Source organism: Ignatzschineria indica, from assembly GCF_003121925.1.
Classification (GTDB): Bacteria; Pseudomonadota; Gammaproteobacteria; order Cardiobacteriales; family Wohlfahrtiimonadaceae; genus Ignatzschineria; species Ignatzschineria indica.
In genome coordinates, this window is record NZ_QEWR01000002.1 from 487,387 (window position 1) to 505,683 (window position 18,297).

The window sequence follows — 18,297 nt, forward strand, 5'->3', positions numbered from 1 at the left end:
TTAGATCAACCTCGTCCGACCAGTGAGCAACTCCTGCATCATTCCCTGCTTGATCTTCTCCGTTTTGGTGCGTTTTGCTTCTAACGCTTCAATTTCGGCATCCATATCAGATAGGATTTCGGCAATGGCGGTTTGTTCTTTAAGTGGGGGAATTATTAAAGGACAATTTAAAACATCTTCTCTACGTAAATTTGTTTGTTTTGCTCCATCATCAAAGGCTAAATAATATTTATTTCTATTCAAAATATAAAACAAATATTTTGGAACTATATTTTTAGCAGTCAACGCGCAAATACGCTGATTTAAAGTATAACGATCATTCTCATCAACCAGATAGCATTTAGCAATTGCCCTCCCATTTGGTACATCACTCATTACCATCAAAATATCATCTTTAAATACGGGCTGACGATTTTCTGAAGTGAATTTAATAACCTGCCCTTCTGTCGAAATAAACTTAGAATTAATTAAAATATATTCTCCAGATTCATCAACAGTATCTTCGTGAGCAATTCCATTTTTAAAACTACTCAAATCAAGTAATAACTTAACCTCCCAATCCTCCGGGATCTCGCCTAATTCCGTTATTTTATAACCTTTCAGTGTGCCATCTTCTCGTTGGGCGAATGCCGGCAAGCGCTTTTTGCCGGTCAGTAATTGTTGCATTGTGCCGGTTTTAATCGCGCGCTTCTTCTCGATCAGCTTCTCAAGCGAAACCAATAAACTGTCCACATCAGAAAGCGCTTCGGCAATGGCGGTTTGTTCAGCTTTACTTGTTGGAATGCTAATAATAAAACGTTCAAGATCTTTATTTGTAATCTGATTTATTGTAGCGCCCATTATTTCATTAATCTGATTATGTACTAGAGAAGATTGAAATTGATAAAAGACAAATGAAGAGCTATTAGATCTAAAAACTGACATAAAGGCACCAAAAGCCATCCCCTCAGCATTTTTATCTATCAAAGCACATTTTCCAATTAAGCTTCTACTTCCATTACGAACACAGATAAGAATATCATTTTCCTTAACTATTACTCTGTTAGGGATTTCCGCATTGACATAAACATTATCTTTATAGGCAAGTCTATTATTTTGAATGTTAGAAGACCTTAAAACTAATGTGCCAAAATCTTTAACATCTTGAGGACTATAGGTTAATCCAATAATGGATGATCCTAAATCCCCCAACTTAACAACTTCCCAATCTTCCGGAATAATGCCTACTTCTGTCTGCTGATAACCTGCCGGTACTTTGCCGGCGAGGATTGTTTGCTTCTGTTCGTTTTTCATTACTGCTCCCACGTTAAGCCCATTGCTTTGAGGTGCTCTGTGACTTTTGCCTCAAGGGTTTTCACTTCAAGATCAATCATTGGTAAAGATTCGGCGTAACGCTCTTCTAACTCTTTTACACGATTAGCTAAGCGCTGGGTAATGCGCTCGATCTCGGCGATGATGTTATTGCGTAGTGTTTGTAGCCATTTATCTTCGATGATTAAGGTCTTAATTTCGCTCTCCGTTAATGCGGGATATTTCTTAAATACCGCCAAATCAAGCGCTTCGATCGCTTTTTTTAGATCTGATTTTGCCTTTGTCTCTTGATCAAAATATTTTTTTGCCTCTTTAAGAACCGCTTGCTCTTCAGGATCTGTTGCTATTTTCAGGCGTTGAGTCACCGATGTTTTCGTCACTTTCTCTTTATCCGTCATCGCTTCTGCCAACAATCCCTCTTCGCCGGAATGCTCCTCGATAAAACTCTCAAGCGTCTGCGTGATGGTATCAAGGGCAGATTGTGCCTCCGTTACCGCTTCTTGTTCAGCATTGAAATAGCGCTTAGCAATAAGTGCCGGCGGAATAAGATCGGCTTTGTAATTTTTCTTATTAATTGTCAGATCGGGGGATTCTTTTGACTTTTCCCCCTTCTTCACCACTAATTCCCGTAGACGATTGCCGGCGCTCCAGCCATCTTGCGTTAAGATGTAGAGATCATCCTGCATTGTATCGCTCCAGTAATCCATCAAAAGCTGATAGATATCATACTGATTCAGAAGCTGACGATCGGCATAATGGGCTAAGAGACTTTGACTAATACGATGAATAAAGGCTTTCGGCTGATCACCTACGGCAATGCTCGGCAAATCAGACTCGATCGCCCACGCTTCAAAGGGCGCTAAGCTCTCTTTGGCAAAAGTTTGAAACTCTTCGTGATTGAGAATCGCCTGCTTTACCTCCATCGGCGGAATAATCGCCTCACTATAATCCCCGTCCATCGACTTAAAAAGCTCCCGGCGTAGAGAGGGGAAAAGATCCCAATAGGCAGAGAGTGAATCGATATCACGATTAGGAATCCCGCCATTGAGATGAGCAAAGAGATCGTGCTGATCTTCGGGCTCACTCGAGTCGATATAGCGCGGAATATTGAGGTTATACTCATTCTCGGCAACCTCAGCAAGCGGAACGCGCCGGCTAAATTTCGGCACCTCTAAACCTTGGGTGAAGACATCGACAATTTTCTGCACATCTTGACTGCGAAGACGATTTTTATTGCCATCTTTAATAAATCCACGGCTGGCATCAATCATAAAGATCGAGTCGCGCGATGCTGCACCGGCTTTATCAATCACAATCACACAGGCAGGAATCCCCGTTCCATAAAAGAGGTTTGCCGGCAAACCAATAATGCCTTGAATATAGCCTTGTTTAACAAGATTCTCCCGAATACGCGCTTCGGCATTGCCTCTAAAGAGAACACCATGCGGTAAAATTACGGCTCCTTTACCTGTGCTTTTTAGGCTCTTAAGAATATGGAGTAAAAAAGCATAATCCCCATTTTTTTCTGGGGGAACTCCCCATTCAAAACGTTTGTAAGGGTCATTTGCCGGATTAAGCCCGTTTGTCCAGTTTTTACTTGAGAAAGGTGGGTTTGCCACAGCAAAATCAAACTGCTTTAACTGCCCATTATCCTCTTTCCACTCTGGCTCCGAAAGGGTATTACCCTTCCAGATTTTTGCCGTTGCATTATCATGCAGAATCATATTCATACGCGCTAATGCACTTGTGGCATTATCCATCTCTTGCCCGTAGATGGTTAATCCTCGGGGCGCTTCATCAGCGGCTTTTAAGAGTAGAGAGCCGGAACCGCATGTTGGGTCGTACACAGTCTGATCTTGAGAGGTTCCCTCATTAATCCCAATCACTTTTGCCAAGATCCGCGACACTTCCGCCGGCGTATAGAACTGTCCTTTCGACTTCCCGGACTCTGTCGCAAAATGGCGCATAAGGTATTCATACGCATCCCCAAGAAGATCATCCCCATCGGCACGATTTGAAGAGAGATCAAGCCCTTCAAATATTCCGATCAGTTTAGTTAAACGATCGACCATATCCTGGCCTTTACCTAACTTATCTTCATCATTAAAGTCTGCTACATCAATGACTGTTTTTAGATCATTCTCTTCTGCAATTTTACTGATGATTTTATTGAGTTTATCACCAATCTCTTTATCATTTTTTAAGTGAGAGATATCATCAAAACTCGCACCTTCAGGAATAACAATCATTCCAAACGGATCATTTTTATACTTATCTGATACATACTTCAAAAAGAGCATTGTCAATACATAATCCTTATATTGACTCGCATCCATTCCTCCACGAAGTTCATCACAACTTGCCCATAGGGAGGAGTATAACTCTGTCTTTTTAATCGCCATAAATAACTTGTTTCCTTCTATTTTTTGATCGATAGCCTTATTAAAAATAATTTTAAATAGACCAATTAATCATTAATTTTATTGTTACTGGTTAATATACCTATCGATGAATCTACCTTATGATTTTTTTACCCAAGCAGCTGAAAGCAGATATTGATCATGGGGAATTAATGTCTCCCGTCGCTTTTGGTTAATCGCATCATCTAATACTTCATTAATAGTCGTTTCTAAAGAATAAGGTAAAACTTTTTCCCTATTAATGTGCTCCTGTGACAAGTAGTTCTCTGCCGGCGTTAAGAGCCAATTTGAAAAACTTGGGGGATTAAGTCGAGGACCATCATCAGTTAATGCAAAAGTAATCATATCTTGATGAATACTGGTCCCTTGTAAATTTTGCCATTTTACTATCGCTGTTATCACCGCTTTACCTTCAATGAGATCACTACATACCAAGGCATTCGCCCCACCAAATTCATAAGAGGTTGCTATATCAATAAAATACTTCATCAAAGGATGATTAAGATCCATCACTTCTGTCTTAGGACGTTGCATTTTTACTCGATGATTAATTGTGACTTCGATATTTTGTTTACGTGTTGCTAATTTTTTCATTAAAACATCTGGTAACTTAAGAACCCAAATATCACCGTCATACATCTCTTTAATAATTTCTACGCCAGTATAACGACACATTCCGCGAATAAAGGCACTAATATGATCTAAAGTAATCACAAACTCGCGCTCTAAAGCATTTGCGTCATATTGCGCAACATAACTAAATAATTCTTGTTGCTTTTGAGAGATCACCTTTGCATCTTCAAGTGCCATCGTAAGTTTTTCTTCCGTCTGCTCTTTAGATTCTACGATCGAATGATCAAGAATTTTATCTACCTCTACAAGATCTGCTATATTTCCAAAAATATCGTGCTTTAGACCCTCATCAAATTCATCACTAATTGCACCTAAATCATTCACAACTTGATCAATTTTTTGATATAACAAGCGAACAATATCGTCATCGACAGTACCTTGCGAAAAGATATTAAATATCAATACTTCTTTCATTTGCCCATAACGATAGATACGCCCAATTCTTTGCACTAAGCGCATTGGATTCCAAGGAAGATCGAAATTGACTAAGATATGACAATTATGCTGCAGGTTAATACCCTCTCCCCCCGCTTCTGTTGAGAGAATAAATTGCCCATCACCATTGAATTGAGCAATCGCTTCTTGCCGTTCTTCTAAAGACATGGAGCCATTAATTAAAGAGATACGTTCTCCTCCATAACGTTTCTTAAGAGCGACCTCTAGGTATTTCTGTGTTGATAAGTATTCCGTAAATATTACAAGCTTCTCAGTCGGATTCTCTTGAAGAATAGGATCTACAACTTGTGTTAAAAATCCTTGTAACTTTTGATCATCCGCCCGAACCTTTTCACCAAGGGCTATTAATTGATCTAAATATTCAATCTCACCCTCTATAAACTGTTCCTTAACATCCTTTTCAATATTGACTTGCCGCTCTTCAAACTCGCCGATAAAGCGCTCATCTTCATCATTAATTTCTTCATTTGAACCATAAAGTAGCCGTTCTTGACGTTTTATAAGCGCATTAAGAATTGCAGCAATACTTGAGGCTGCAAGTTTTCGATAAATTGCAATCACAAACCCAATGGCTCGACCAATATTTCCGCCTAACTCTTCACTGCGCTTAGCGCTTTTACGGAGATATTCCTGTAGTTTTCGATCAAAAGTAATCGCATCCTGAGAAACTGGCAGATGAATAGGATAGGTTTTTTGCCCCTTAAAGATTTTACGCCCCTCTAAATCAGTAACCTTTGATTTATTATTTCGATAAACCATCTCTGACAAAATCTCAGGATTACGATTTAAACGATTTATCTCCTCTTTTAACTCAGGTCGTAATAAATTGAGTAATGATTGAAATTGATCAGATTTTCCCTGATGTGGCGTGGCGGTCAACAAAATTAAATTATCAGTATGACGACGTAATAATGCCGCAACATCGAAGCGTCCTGATGAAACATAGCGATTCCCATATTGTGAGCGCGTCAAACGATGTGCCTCATCAAAAATAATCAAATCCCAATAACCTGCACCACTTAATAATGCTCGGCTTTCATCACTTTTTAAGCGATCTATTGAGGCAATTACATGTTCATACATTCGCCATTCTCGTGACTCATTGATTATAAAATCATCACCATAAATACGAAAATCATCAAATGAAAACTTATAATAAAGTTCCTCTTTCCATTGCTTCGTCAATCCTGCCGGCGTCACTAAAAGAATGCGCTTAGCTTCTCCTCGATATTTGAGTGCAGTGATTAACATCCCTGTCTCAATCGTTTTTCCTAACCCTACATCATCAGCAATCATCCAATTGAGATTCCCTGACTGTAAAATATGATGTACAAGATTGATCTGATGAGGCAATGGATCAATATTTAAAGATGATAGAGAGCCAGTATTTTGATTCCAAAGTTGAATTCCATATCCTAAGGTTTTTAATCGAAAATGCTCAGCCTGATTATTTTGATTATTATATTTAACTTTCTCAAAGTTACGAGCGTGATCACGAATCAAACTCAATCGCTCAAAAGGAATCCATAATATTCGGTCGTCATGAAAAAAGTGTACCGCAACAAGATATTGCCCCGCTACATTTTTCTGATCAAGAACGATCCCTTCTTCTAAATTAGAGCGACCAACTCTTCGAGTACTAGCAATGACTCGAAAACCTTTTTCAAAACCTGAGTAATAGGGATATTCTCTCTGCTTTACCCTGATACGGCTAAATTTAGACTTTCCCTCAATAAATTTAAGGGTCATAATTTCATCTAATTTATCAAAATCTTGAACAATAGCTCTCTGCCACTCATTCTTAAAGAAGATATAAATGATGCAATGCTTAACGAGTGGCAATAGCTTTGGGATAGTCATGTTGCTCATATAAATCTAACTCCTGTAGTATATTTAGCTCTCTATTTGGCTCCCAAAAGTAACAATTACTCTCACCAGAAATTTCTTCAAACCAACTGTTATATCCTCTTAACCGTGGTTCCATCTCTTTTTCTTTATACTCAGCCATTCGGACAATTTCTTTTAAAAAATCTTGGAAAACTGTGTAATCCACCGCCCTGGATATCCGTTTTCTAGGCCGAATAATATAAATTTGGTACCAATAGTGATAAAGACTTAGTAAAAATTCTTCTATTAATACTTCATCGCTTAGAAAAGAAAGGTTTTGAATAAAGCGTGCCGCAACTTTCCAACTTAAATTTTTATGATTGTGTTCAATATTAATAATTTCTTTTGTTTTTCGGCTTAATATTGCAACTGACCAAAAACAATGATTATCCATCCAAATCTGCTTGAGGGCATAGATTAGCTCTAGCTCATAGGGTGTCACATTATATATAGTAATTAATTCGGCAAGCACCTTCTCTTGTGCAGGACTACGTCGAACAATATACCCCTCTTTCAATACATGACGGTTACCCACGCCCCAAAAAATATTCTCCAAAATGGGATAATAAGCCTCCGAGCAATCAATATTATCAATAAATTGATCTACTAATTGAGCGATCCTGAGCTCCGGCGTCACATTTCGCTCAATCCACCAATCGTTTTTTTCTTCTACGGCCACATCTTCATCAAGATCATCCCAAGCTGAGGAGAGAAAATTATCATAAGAATCAAATTGCTCCTCTAATAACCTGTCTATCTCACACTGCTGTATGTCACTGTTCAAATGATTGTCATAGACTTGTGGCGATTCATCTCCTAAATTTAATTCAGTTAATTCATCAGCATAAACTTCTAGCTCAGCATCATCAAAATCTAAGTCCTTTGCCTCATCACTTTCATCATAAAATGAAAGATCATCGACTTGACCTACACCAATAGAAGTTCTCGATTCTTCCTCTACTTCTTCTACTTCTTCTACTTCAATAAACGTATCATGTTTACTTATTGTTAAGTCCCCTGGAAATTTATCAGATTGAATGACAATCTCCTCTTCAATAAATCGGGAGGATTGTAAGGTATCTTTTTCTTCAAAATCAAAACTTACACTAGCAACAGCATCTGTAGTTAGACTACTTGCCTTGTCTTCAACATTATTTTTTATTTCCGTAGTATTTGATAAGTTGTAACTGAATTTATCTGAGACGACTTTTTCAGGACTAACTAACTCTTCTCCTCCTTCAAGTGTTGCTAAAATATCATCTAATTCATCTAAAAATTGATCTTGTTCGCTATCAGCAACCTCAGAGTTTCGCAAAGATATATTATCTACATTGGCGTTGTTGTCATCTTTCTCTTGAGCATCTGAACAAGAGCTCTCCAAATTCTGTACAAGTAAATCTTCTGAACTCACAGATAATTCTTTTGATGAATCTTTTTTAGAGAATTTACTATTATTATCATGATTAGAGAATGTTTTTCCCTTATCAGTCTGAATCGGATCCTGTCTATTAAATTTTCCCCAAAAACGCTTCAAAAATTTCCGCATAACTCCATTCCATCAAAATCAATAATGACTATCGTAGTCGCTTTACAAAAAACTAAAGTGTCTTTCATCAATTTACAGTTCAATTAATAAATTTTAATGGTGACTTTCTCGAATATAAGTCGTGATAAACTTATTATCTTCTGTAATAACAATAGTCCCACCTTTATCCCGAATCTTTTTTGCGACTCTTAATTCATTTTCAAGATGCTCAATCATTCGATCTATATTTTTACGATCTAGAACCCAACGATCGCCATCAACCCTTCCATAATCTAAGGTGAAATCAACCATTTTTCGTGTTACTCCTCGCTGACTTAATCTGTGCTTAAAGTGTTGTGTCTGTTGCATACTATCCTCCTATTTTTATCTCTTCTAATTTTTCAAGCACTTAAGGTATTGATCTGCTTGTTAAAAAATATCAAAATCCCCATCAACCCCTTTATTTCCCTACTCTGCATATTTTAATGCCCTTTATTTTTGATAAAGTAGGGGATTTTCTTAATAAAATCTTGCTGCTTTCTCTGTTGATCCTCAAACATTTTCTCAAGTTGCTTGAGCTCTTTTTCAATATTTAAAGTTTCTATCTCTAACTCCTCACTAAAGTATTGATTACTATCTAAGTTATATTCCTGTTTAACAATCTCTAGTAGTTCGACATCCTTCACAAAATCATATTGCCCAACTTTTTTACGCTCTATTAGAGAGACAATCTCCTCAACCGCTTCCTCTGTAAAGTAGGTTTTACCGAGCTTACCTTTTCTCCCAAACTCCCGAGTATCAATCAAACGAATGGTTGCACTCTCTTTAGATTTATTTAAGATTAAAATGTTAGTATTAATTCCTGTGTAATTTAGTAACCCTTGAGGGAGATAGATAATCGTTTCAATCCAATTTCGATCTATCAATGCCTGTCGTAAAGCTTGATCATAACCTCCACGGAAAAACCAACCCGGAGGCAGTTGTAAAATAACTCGTCCTTCCTCTTTAACGTGATAGAGACTCTCCTGAATCCATAAACTATCACCTCGACTAGAGGGTACTTTTCCAGTAATTAATAAGTAAGGTTTTTCATCATAATTTATTCCTGGTTTTAACCTCATTGATAACGGAGGTTGTGATACAACGATATCTGCCTGATAAGAACTCTCTTCAGTAAGAAGAGCATCTTCAATCTGAATATCGCCTTCTCTTCCTAACATTGTAAAGAGCAGTCTGCTTAAGTATGCGATATGTGCCATGATCTCTTTACCGATGAAACTCTCTGGATTTAAGAGATAGAGCAACCTTCCTAGCCCCATAGCGCCATCATAAACTAGACCCTCACCATACAATTTTGCAATCTCACTCATAAGTTGCGATGAAGATCCTGGATCAACTGATTCAAATTGCTCTTTAATATCTGCTGCAAAGATCCATTCTGCAACCACGACAGAAAACTGCTCCTTAGATTTCCCGAAATCCTCATAGAGCTTTAAGTAGAAAGAGAATATTTCTCCTAATTTCAATCGCCGATAATTCTCTTTATCGAAATATTTCTCTAACTCATGCTGCATAAATGCTTCAAAAAAGTGACTCTGTAGAGCTTTTTCACCTCTTTGAGTTGCACTAATTGTAGCTTCTGGATTACTCCAAAATAGATAGGCTGTAACTACCATCACCTCAATAATAGAGTCTTGCTCAACATGACTGCGCAAACTATCAGTTACACTATAAAACTTCGATCTATATTTCATTATTACTCCTCCACTAAGTTACTAATAACGGCATTAAAGACTCGCTGTTGCTGGGTATATAACGCCAAGATAGATTCCAATGCCGCTATATTTTTATAGAAAAGAGTGTTTAATGCGGATTGCTTCTCTTGAGATAGATAAGGAATATTAAAATCCTTCAATTTACCTACTGGAATATTTCTTAAAGATGCACCTACAGCAATGTGATTCAACTGTTGTTGCCCTATAAAGCTATTGAGATAAGCAACAATTACTTCTGCAGATTGCTCTGGATTTACCTTGATCACTAAAAAATTAGGCGATGGAAGTAGATCAAAGCGTAGATCCTCTTCTCTTACTATAGCTGCTCTAAAGTGGGCGCCTCGAGATATAAAGACAATATCTCCGGCCTCTAGCTTCTTCTCTAAAAATGTCTTCTCTTCTACAAATACCTTCTTTATATTTTTTTCATCTCCTCCTTCTTCTAAAAACAAAATCCCTAATTCTGAAACATTATTGCCGGTTAACAGCACAACCTCTTTATCATAAAGATCGACTTTTAAATCTTCAGATCGAATAACACCAGCTGATGCGACTAATGCAATCTCTTTTAACGCTCTCTTCTCTACCACAATAAACCTCCTTTTAATCTCAATAACTTTTAGCTTCTTGGGGGCACTTACTTTTCTCATCAGCCCTCCGATGATGCTTATATTACATATTTCATAATTTAAAGTCAAATCGTTTTTTCATTACGATTTAAGTATTAGTGGAAAACAATGTCGATTATCGAGTTATTTTAACGATAGAATCGACACAAAACAGCTTCCAAAGAAAGTTAACTTATTGTTAATTCAATAGGGTATTGACTCACGCCTACTTATTTTCGAAATAAAAAAAGATCTCACCAATAGATGAGATCTCTTCTAAAAAATTTTTTAGACTCTTTCTACATTGATATATATACCCCCTACTGCGAAAATCTCTGTGCGATCATGACACCTGTTAGAGAGACGGCGCCACCGATATAGTGATAGCTCTCTAGAGATTCATGCAGTACAACAATGGAGATCAGTGCTGTTAATAGCGGTGAAAGATTCATAAAGAGTGCTGTCTTATTAGGGCCAAGAAAAGCGACTCCTTTAATCCATAAAAAGGGAGCGATAATAGAGGCGGGAATGCCGGCAAAGAGAATCAAACCGATATTATCAGATGTGATTGCCCGATCAGCCGCTAGCCAGAAGAGTGGGAGAAGAAGAATCATCCCAAAGATGATCTGCCAATAGAGAGATTGCCAAACAGAGAGGCGAATCTGCCACTTTTTCGTCAAGACACCATAGAGCGCATAGGCAGAAGCGGCAACTAACATCATCAACTCCCCTTGCCCTACGCCTACTTCAAAGAGAATTCCCGGCATACCACCACTAATCAGCCAGATAATCCCGAAAAAGGAGAGCGCACTACCGATAATTAAACCCAATGTGATCGGTGTTTTAAGGATAAATAGGCTCAAAATAATAGTTAAGAGCGGAATGAGAGAGATAAAGATACCGATCATCGTCGCGCTAATGGTATAGGCGGCATAGTAAGCAAGACATTGATAGAGTGCCATTCCTAAAAGCCCTAAAAATGCCAACTTAGCAAGATAAGGGCGAATTGTATCCCACTCTTTAATGCTCTTTTTAAGGCAGAAAGGGGTTAAGATTAAAAAGGCAAAGAACCATCGGTAAAATGAGATAGTCTCTGGCTCGACAACTCCCGTCGATAATTTGTTGACAACAGCATTCATCGCCCAAATTAAGACGGCTAAAAGGGGATAGAACATCGCTGCAAATTGCATAGTGATAACTCCTAGATTGAGTAGATATTGTGAGTAGATATTAATTGAGTAGCTTATAAGTGAATAAGTTGTAAGAAAATCACTTGAGGGATAGTATAGTCTTGTCTGATATGAGGGATATAATGGAAATCGGACAATCCTCCTCACTATTCAGACAATCTCCCCCAACTTCTCTCTAATAGGAGCTTTTAATGGTACAGCAACTTCCTCTGCAATCATTTCAACATCACCCTAAGCGCCTTATTATGCTAGCGGATGAACATATCAATGAAGCGACAGAATATTTAAGCCATTCCCACTCTTGGGGACAGATGATTTTAGTTAATGATGGTGTGATCACCTTAGAGATTGCTCAAGAACGCTTTATTGCCCCGCCGGGATTTGCTATCTGGATTCCACCACTCTGCTCTCATAGCTGTTATAGTCGCGCTGAAGCACGCTTTCGCTCAGTCAATATCTGTGAAGCAGAGGCGAAAAAGCTTCCACAAACCCCATCGCTCCTACAGCTGAGCGCTATCGCATCGAGTATCATTGATGAGCTCTTTGCAAAAGAGATCTATCTGCCTGAAAGTGATCGTGATTATCGCCGAAGCCTTGTCTTTATCGATGAGCTTGAAGAGGCAATGGTCGGCCATACTTATCTCCCCTTCTCTCATCATCGCTATTTAATGCCCATTTTAAGTGCCTTAGAAGCCAATCCGGCACTGCGATTAACGCTTAAAGAGTGGGCGGAGCGAGTCTATACAACCGAGCGAACGCTCGCACGCTACTTTCAAAAAGAATTAGGGATGAGCTTTAGTGAATGGTCTGCGCGTCTTCGTTTTATCCATGGTTCAGCACTTTTAGAGAAAGGTTATAGCGTTGAGGAGAGTGCATTTAGGCTCGGATATCGCTCTACCTCTAGCTTTATTACCCTCTTTCTTAAAATGACCGGTATGACACCTGATCGTTACCGGCAGATCCATCTTCGCTCAGCATAAAAAAAGAGTGACCTCTCGATCACTCTCTTATCGCGCGATACTATAAGCGATATTATAAATTTTAACTTCTCATCAAAAGTCTCTATTTTAGATTCGCTTCGGCATTCTAAAACGTCTCACTTTCTTCGGCGCTTCACCATCTTCATAATATTCAATGGTATAACCCGTTAAGGCATAAGCGATTGCAATCACCGGACTTAAGAGACAAAGAAAGGTATAAGGAAGATAATCGAATGTCGCAACGCCCAGTGTGGTCGCCATAAAAGCACCACAAGTATTCCAAGGAATAAGCGGTGAGGTCATCGTTCCGGAATCTTCCAATGTACGAGAGAGAACTTTTCCCTTAATCCCACGCTTACGATACTCCTCTGCATACATTCTACCCGGCACAATGATCGACATATATTGATCACATCCGACAATATTGCCCGTAATACAGGTTGTTACTGTGGCAATAATCAGACTCTTTGTTGTCTTTGCTAAACGAACAATAGAGGCAACGATAGTCTGGAAGATGCCGGTAAACTCTAAAATCCCCCCAAAACACATTGCGATAATCACAAGCGATACTGTCGAGAAGACCGAGACAATCCCGCCATTATTAAGAAGTTCATTGAGCGTCTCATTATCTGTGGTGATACTGTAACCATCATAGAGCGCATTCATCACCATGCTAGGATCAGCATTCTGCACAAAGAGCGCGCAGAGCACGCCCAAAATAGAGCCGATCATCAGCCCTGGAAATGCCGGTATACGGAAGATCATCACAATAATGATCGATGCCGGCACAAGTAGAAGCCAAGGGGAAATCACAAAGAGCTCTTTAAGATCTTCTCGTAGAGTGAAGTTTGTCGCTGCTGTATCAGTTAAATCTGCGGTTGCACTAAAGCCTAAAATCGTAAAAAGGATCAGAGAGATAATCAATGCCGGAATGGTGGTATAGAGCATATAGCGGATATGTTCAAAGAGATCGACCCCTACGATTCCTGGCGCTAAGTTGGTCGACTCAGAAAGCGGGGAGATCTTATCGCCAAAGTAAGCGCCGGAAATTACTGCTCCTGCAACCATCTCTGGAGGAATTCCTAAACCAAAGCCGATCCCCATAATCGCAATCCCTATTGTTCCAGCGGCAGTCCAAGCATTTCCCGATGCGATTGAGATAATGCAGCAGATGGCACATGCAGCAACTAGAAAATAGGCAGGATTAAGAAGATTGAGTCCATAATAGATCAAGGTCGGAACAATGCCGCCGGCAATCCAAGAGGCGATAATGGTACCGATCACAATCAGAATTACAATCGCTTGTAGCGCAAGACGAACGGCATCTAACATTCCCGTTTCGATCGCTTTCCACTTAAAACCTAAGCGCATTGCGACAATAATCGCTACACAGACACTCAATAAGAGGGGTATATGGGGGCTAACATCCCATAGACCGATCCCGATCACAAGGGAGAACATCATAAATATTATGGGAATAAATGCTTCAATAATCGTGGGTTTTCTTGTTGAAATCGCTTCAACTGGCGATACTTCAATAGTCATTTTTATTATTTCCTCAATAAGGTGCAAGAGGAGAAAATCTATCCATCATTCTTAATAGTCGCTGATTGAGACATCAGTATTCAAATATCAATAAAAGAGTGATTATAAAATCTGAAGGATAGGGCCCAAAGTATTGACGCTGTTGCAACGGTACTCAAATAAAAGGCCTACTTACGCAAATGAAATAAACGGACTAAAAAAAGATGGGCTGTGCAGTAAGTGAAGTGATAAACGAATCAAAAAATCATATTATGTTGCAGTCAATGGCGAGAAGTCTATCACATATTATCCCCAAAGATCTATTTTTATCCCGCGATTTTCCCGATTAATCATTACAGTAATAGTAGATCGTGATAATATTAGAGACTTTCAGTAATAAATTTGGAGCATCAATCGATTTGATAGGCTTGATAGATTTGATAAATTCGGTAGATTCTTATCAGCGCTTATCAGCACTTATCAATTCATATTAGCCGATTGGCTGATCGATGCTGATCGAGACACATGATCAATATATGTGATCATATAGTAATGAGCAATATCAACTAACAGGTCAAACTTATGTTGTAGACCGATGAGGAAGAAGATGAAAGTAGATAAATCGCCTTCAGTTGTGGGTGGCGCAATGATCGCTGCAGGAACCATGATTGGAGCCGGAATGTTAAGCTTACCGATCGCATCTGCTGGGATGTGGTTTGGTTGGACAGTCATGATAATGCTCTTGACTGTTTTTTTTATGTATATTACTGCGGAGCAGATCTTAGAGGTCAATTTAGGTTATCGACCGGGGGCTAGCTTTGATACTTTAGTTAAAGATAATTTAGGCGGTCTTTGGCGCTTTGTAAATGGTTTCTCTGTCGCCTTTGTTCTCTATATTCTTCTCTATGCTTATGTCGTCGGTTCTGGTTCTGTGATCAGTAATACCATCGGTCACAATTTCGATATTGCGATTCCACGCTATCAATCCTCACTGATTTTCGCCCTGCTCTTCACCGGCATCGTTTGGTGGAGCACAAAAGCGGTTGATCGTATCTCAACCATCTTAATGATCGGTATGTTTTTGACCCTTTTCGCCGCAGTGACTGGTCTTTTAGGCAAGATCGAGATTCCCTATCTCTTTGAGCCAAGTGGTGAATCTCGTTATGCCATCTATGCTTTTGCCAGCCTGCCCTTCTTCTTAACCTCCTTCTGCTTCCATGCCAGCGTTCCTAGCTTTGTAAAATATTATGGAATTGAGGGGAAAAAGATCAAAAAAGCGATTGCGTGGGGAATGTCCATCACCTTTATCTTCTATCTTGCTTGGATGGTCGCTATTATGGGAAGTATTGAGCGTGAAAGCTTCCTCTCTGTGGGAAGTGACCAAGTTGCATGGCTACTCGATGAGGTTAATGCTTCACCTTTTGCCGGCTTAGCGCTCCGTTTCTTTGCGTTCTTTGCAGTTGTGACCTCATTTTTAGGCGCAGGATTGGGTCTTTTCGACTATATTGCTGACCTCTTTAAGATTAATGATGGTCATAAAGGTCGCTTTTTAACAGCATTGATCACCTTCTTACCTCCTACAATTTTAGGAATGCTCTTTCCAAATGGATTTGTATTAGCGATCGGGTTTGCAGGTCTCTTTGCTGCGATCTGGTCTGTTATTGTACCGGCCGCAATGGTGATCAATTATCGGAAAAAAGCAGAAAAGAGTGGGCAAAAACCGGCTGTCTCATTTCGTGCTTTTGGTGGTAAAGTGATGCCCTACATCATCATTCTCTACGGTTTAGTGGCAATTGTCTCCCATCTATTGGTGGAAGTCTTCAATGTCTCTGCACTTAACTTTTTCAAATAATACTTTTCAAATAATACAATAACCCAATCGGCGCGCAATGCGCCGATCTTGGGATGAAGTCTTAATCATTTAAATAGTGATTTTTCCCGGCATTAAAGATGCCAATCGGCGGACATTCAATGGCAATAAGCAAGAATGAGTCAGCTCCCGCTGCTTCAATAACTCTCTTAAGAATTGATTATTACAATAAAAAGAAAAAGGATCTAAATAGAGGATTTACTCCATTTTAGATCCTTTTTGTTATGCATTTTTTAATGCGCTTACGCTCGATAATCGATGCTATTAAAGAGGAGAGACGTTGATATTACGACCACTTCCTACCATTCTTACACGCTGACCTGGGCGGAAAAGGCTCTTATCTTGCTTTTGTACCACCGCAATTGTTTGTCCGCTATCGGTTTTGATATCGAGCTCAACACCTTGAACTTTATCCATCTGTTGCTCAACTTTATTTCCTGCGATTCCACCTGCAACGGCACCCACAGCGGTTGTAATATTACGACCACGACCGCCACCCATTGCATTACCAAGAACACCTCCTAAGACTGCACCAGAGACGGTTCCTAATGATGAACCTTCCGCTTGAATCGTTACAGGACGAACTGCAACAACTGTACCATAGGAGACTGATTGAACTGTTTTCGCCTGGTTTCCTGTATAGACATCACCCGAATATAGACTTGAGTTTGTACAACCAGCAAGCGTCAATACTGCAAGTCCAATCATTGTTAATTTCTTCATTTTAAGCCTCTTATATAATAAAAGTGATAATAGCAGAAGGTTAAATTCCCTATCGATCTCTCTTGCAACTTCTTAAAACTTATTCTCTATCAGCCACTCTTAAGCAACTTTTCAGGGAATCTCCGAGATGATCGTTCTCTCCATTATCCGATATAGATCCTATAAACCCCATTATTATAATAGATAACCCCATATCTACAAACAGATAATCTCATCTCAAGCTAAATTGCCTCTTCTAACGCCCTAAACTCCTGCTCTGATAATTGCTCACAATGCTCACCACTAATATCGACAACTCGTGCAAAGCGAGGAATCTTCCGATCAGTAAAGCCATTGTGGCGATAACGAATCCACTGCCCAATCTCTGGTGGTGATTGCCGATCGTGATCCTTCAAACCGGAGCCGATTTTGAAATACTTCGTCTCCCCTTCAATAACATTTTTAACGCGCAAAGCACCTACCATACCCCGATACTTACCCTTCCCTGGAGTGTAACCGATTACCATCGCACAATCTTCTTCCACCTTTTTCATCTTCAGCAGCTGACCGTGACGAATATAGGGTTGATAAAAAGCATCTTGATGATGGAGCATCAATCCCTCTCCCCCTAGCGAAACGACCCTATCTAGCTCTCTTTTAAGTGCTCTTTTAGAGTTCACTCGTATTTGAGGAATCATTGTGATATGGGGATTTTTCTCCGCTAAAAGAGGGAGATATTGCGCCATCTTGGCAACGCGATCACGAAAGGGGCCTCGCTCTGCCGGCAGATCAAAAATCTGATAAGTCACCCTATTCCAGAGCGGATCATCCCGATCGGCACGCGCGATCAAGGCGGAGATCTCTTGGAAGGTTTCTCGCCCTAGCCACAATTCCCCATCTAAAGGGGTATCTCCAAGATGCTCTGTAAACCATTTTGGTGCAACGATCTCATACCCTTGCCGGGAGAGAAGTTGCTCCCCATCCCAATAGCCGCGAACACCATCGAGCTTTTCACTCACAAAATATTCCTGCACAATAATCTCATCTAATATAGCAGGGGTTAAACTCTTTCCATGCTGCAACGGAACGGCATTTGCCGGCACGATGATCAACAGTAATAGGAAAAGCTGTAAAATAGGGGATGAAAAGTGCCAAAAAAATCTCTGCCAATAGCGCTGAAATGGTAAGCGCTGATTCAACAAAGAATGATTCAACCCTAAATTTAATTCTAATCCGGTGAACTCTAATCTGGTCTCTATCTGTTGCATAAGACGCCTCTATACTTCGTTAAACTGAATAAAAAGTATAAAGTTAGTCTATGTCTGCCAAATTGTGTCTTCTGTTGCCTTATCGACTGATCAAAACGGAGATAGCAGAAAAAGAAAAGTGACCGAAAACATAAAAGTCAGGAGCGGT

13 protein-coding genes are annotated in these 18,297 nt (G+C 39.5%); 2 read left to right on the forward strand and 11 right to left on the reverse strand.

The window, feature by feature from the left end; all coding sequences use genetic code 11:
- The 8 genes from DC082_RS02215 to DC082_RS02250 form a co-directional block, all read right to left on the reverse strand.
- Window positions 1-1,293, reverse strand: coding sequence for a restriction endonuclease subunit S (locus DC082_RS02215; RefSeq protein ID WP_109235566.1), 1,293 nt, complete (start codon window positions 1,291-1,293; stop codon window positions 1-3).
- Complete coding sequence (locus tag DC082_RS02220) at window positions 1,293-3,713, reverse strand: type I restriction-modification system subunit M (RefSeq protein ID WP_109235567.1); 2,421 nt, start codon at window positions 3,711-3,713, stop codon at window positions 1,293-1,295. Before DC082_RS02220 ends, DC082_RS02215 begins: the two co-directional genes overlap by 1 nt.
- 117 nt (window positions 3,714-3,830) lie before the next feature.
- Window positions 3,831-6,689 (reverse strand): helicase-related protein, encoded by a 2,859-nt coding sequence (locus DC082_RS02225; protein ID WP_109235568.1) that lies wholly within the window; start codon window positions 6,687-6,689, stop codon window positions 3,831-3,833.
- Window positions 6,649-8,253, reverse strand: coding sequence for a hypothetical protein (locus DC082_RS02230; protein ID WP_109235569.1), 1,605 nt, complete (start codon window positions 8,251-8,253; stop codon window positions 6,649-6,651). The genes DC082_RS02225 and DC082_RS02230 overlap by 41 nt, the downstream gene beginning before the upstream one ends.
- A gap of 93 nt (window positions 8,254-8,346) precedes the next feature.
- A complete protein-coding gene (locus DC082_RS02235; protein WP_109235570.1) occupies window positions 8,347-8,601 on the reverse strand; it encodes a hypothetical protein in 255 nt (84 codons plus the stop codon).
- A gap of 113 nt (window positions 8,602-8,714) precedes the next feature.
- Window positions 8,715-9,986 (reverse strand): N-6 DNA methylase, encoded by a 1,272-nt coding sequence (locus tag DC082_RS02240; protein ID WP_109235571.1) that lies wholly within the window; start codon window positions 9,984-9,986, stop codon window positions 8,715-8,717.
- Window positions 9,987-9,988: 2 nt separating this feature from the next.
- On the reverse strand, window positions 9,989-10,657 hold the full coding sequence (locus tag DC082_RS02245) for a restriction endonuclease subunit S domain-containing protein (protein WP_133243673.1): 669 nt from the start codon (window positions 10,655-10,657) through the stop codon (window positions 9,989-9,991).
- 278 nt (window positions 10,658-10,935) lie between these two features.
- Complete coding sequence (locus DC082_RS02250; RefSeq protein WP_109235573.1) at window positions 10,936-11,805, reverse strand: DMT family transporter; 870 nt, start codon at window positions 11,803-11,805, stop codon at window positions 10,936-10,938.
- 191 nt (window positions 11,806-11,996) lie between these two features.
- Here DC082_RS02250 and DC082_RS02255 point away from each other — a divergent pair, with 191 nt between their 5' ends.
- Window positions 11,997-12,785 (forward strand): AraC family transcriptional regulator, encoded by a 789-nt coding sequence (locus DC082_RS02255; protein WP_109235574.1) that lies wholly within the window; start codon window positions 11,997-11,999, stop codon window positions 12,783-12,785.
- An 87-nt stretch (window positions 12,786-12,872) separates the two neighbouring features.
- Here DC082_RS02255 and nhaC read toward each other — a convergent pair whose 3' ends face one another.
- Window positions 12,873-14,330 (reverse strand): Na+/H+ antiporter NhaC, encoded by a 1,458-nt coding sequence (gene nhaC / locus DC082_RS02260; RefSeq protein ID WP_094567290.1) that lies wholly within the window; start codon window positions 14,328-14,330, stop codon window positions 12,873-12,875.
- 586 nt (window positions 14,331-14,916) lie between these two features.
- On the opposite strand from nhaC, the gene DC082_RS02265 reads away from it, so the two are divergent.
- On the forward strand, window positions 14,917-16,161 hold the full coding sequence (locus DC082_RS02265) for an aromatic amino acid transport family protein (RefSeq protein ID WP_109235575.1): 1,245 nt from the start codon (window positions 14,917-14,919) through the stop codon (window positions 16,159-16,161).
- Window positions 16,162-16,443: 282 nt separating this feature from the next.
- Here DC082_RS02265 and DC082_RS02270 read toward each other — a convergent pair whose 3' ends face one another.
- On the reverse strand, window positions 16,444-16,902 hold the full coding sequence (locus DC082_RS02270; protein ID WP_094567288.1) for an outer membrane lipoprotein: 459 nt from the start codon (window positions 16,900-16,902) through the stop codon (window positions 16,444-16,446).
- A gap of 221 nt (window positions 16,903-17,123) precedes the next feature.
- Entirely contained in the window at window positions 17,124-18,080 is a 957-nt protein-coding gene (locus DC082_RS02275; protein ID WP_239991303.1) for a DNA ligase, read from the reverse strand.
- Between the last annotated feature and the right edge of the window lie 217 nt (window positions 18,081-18,297).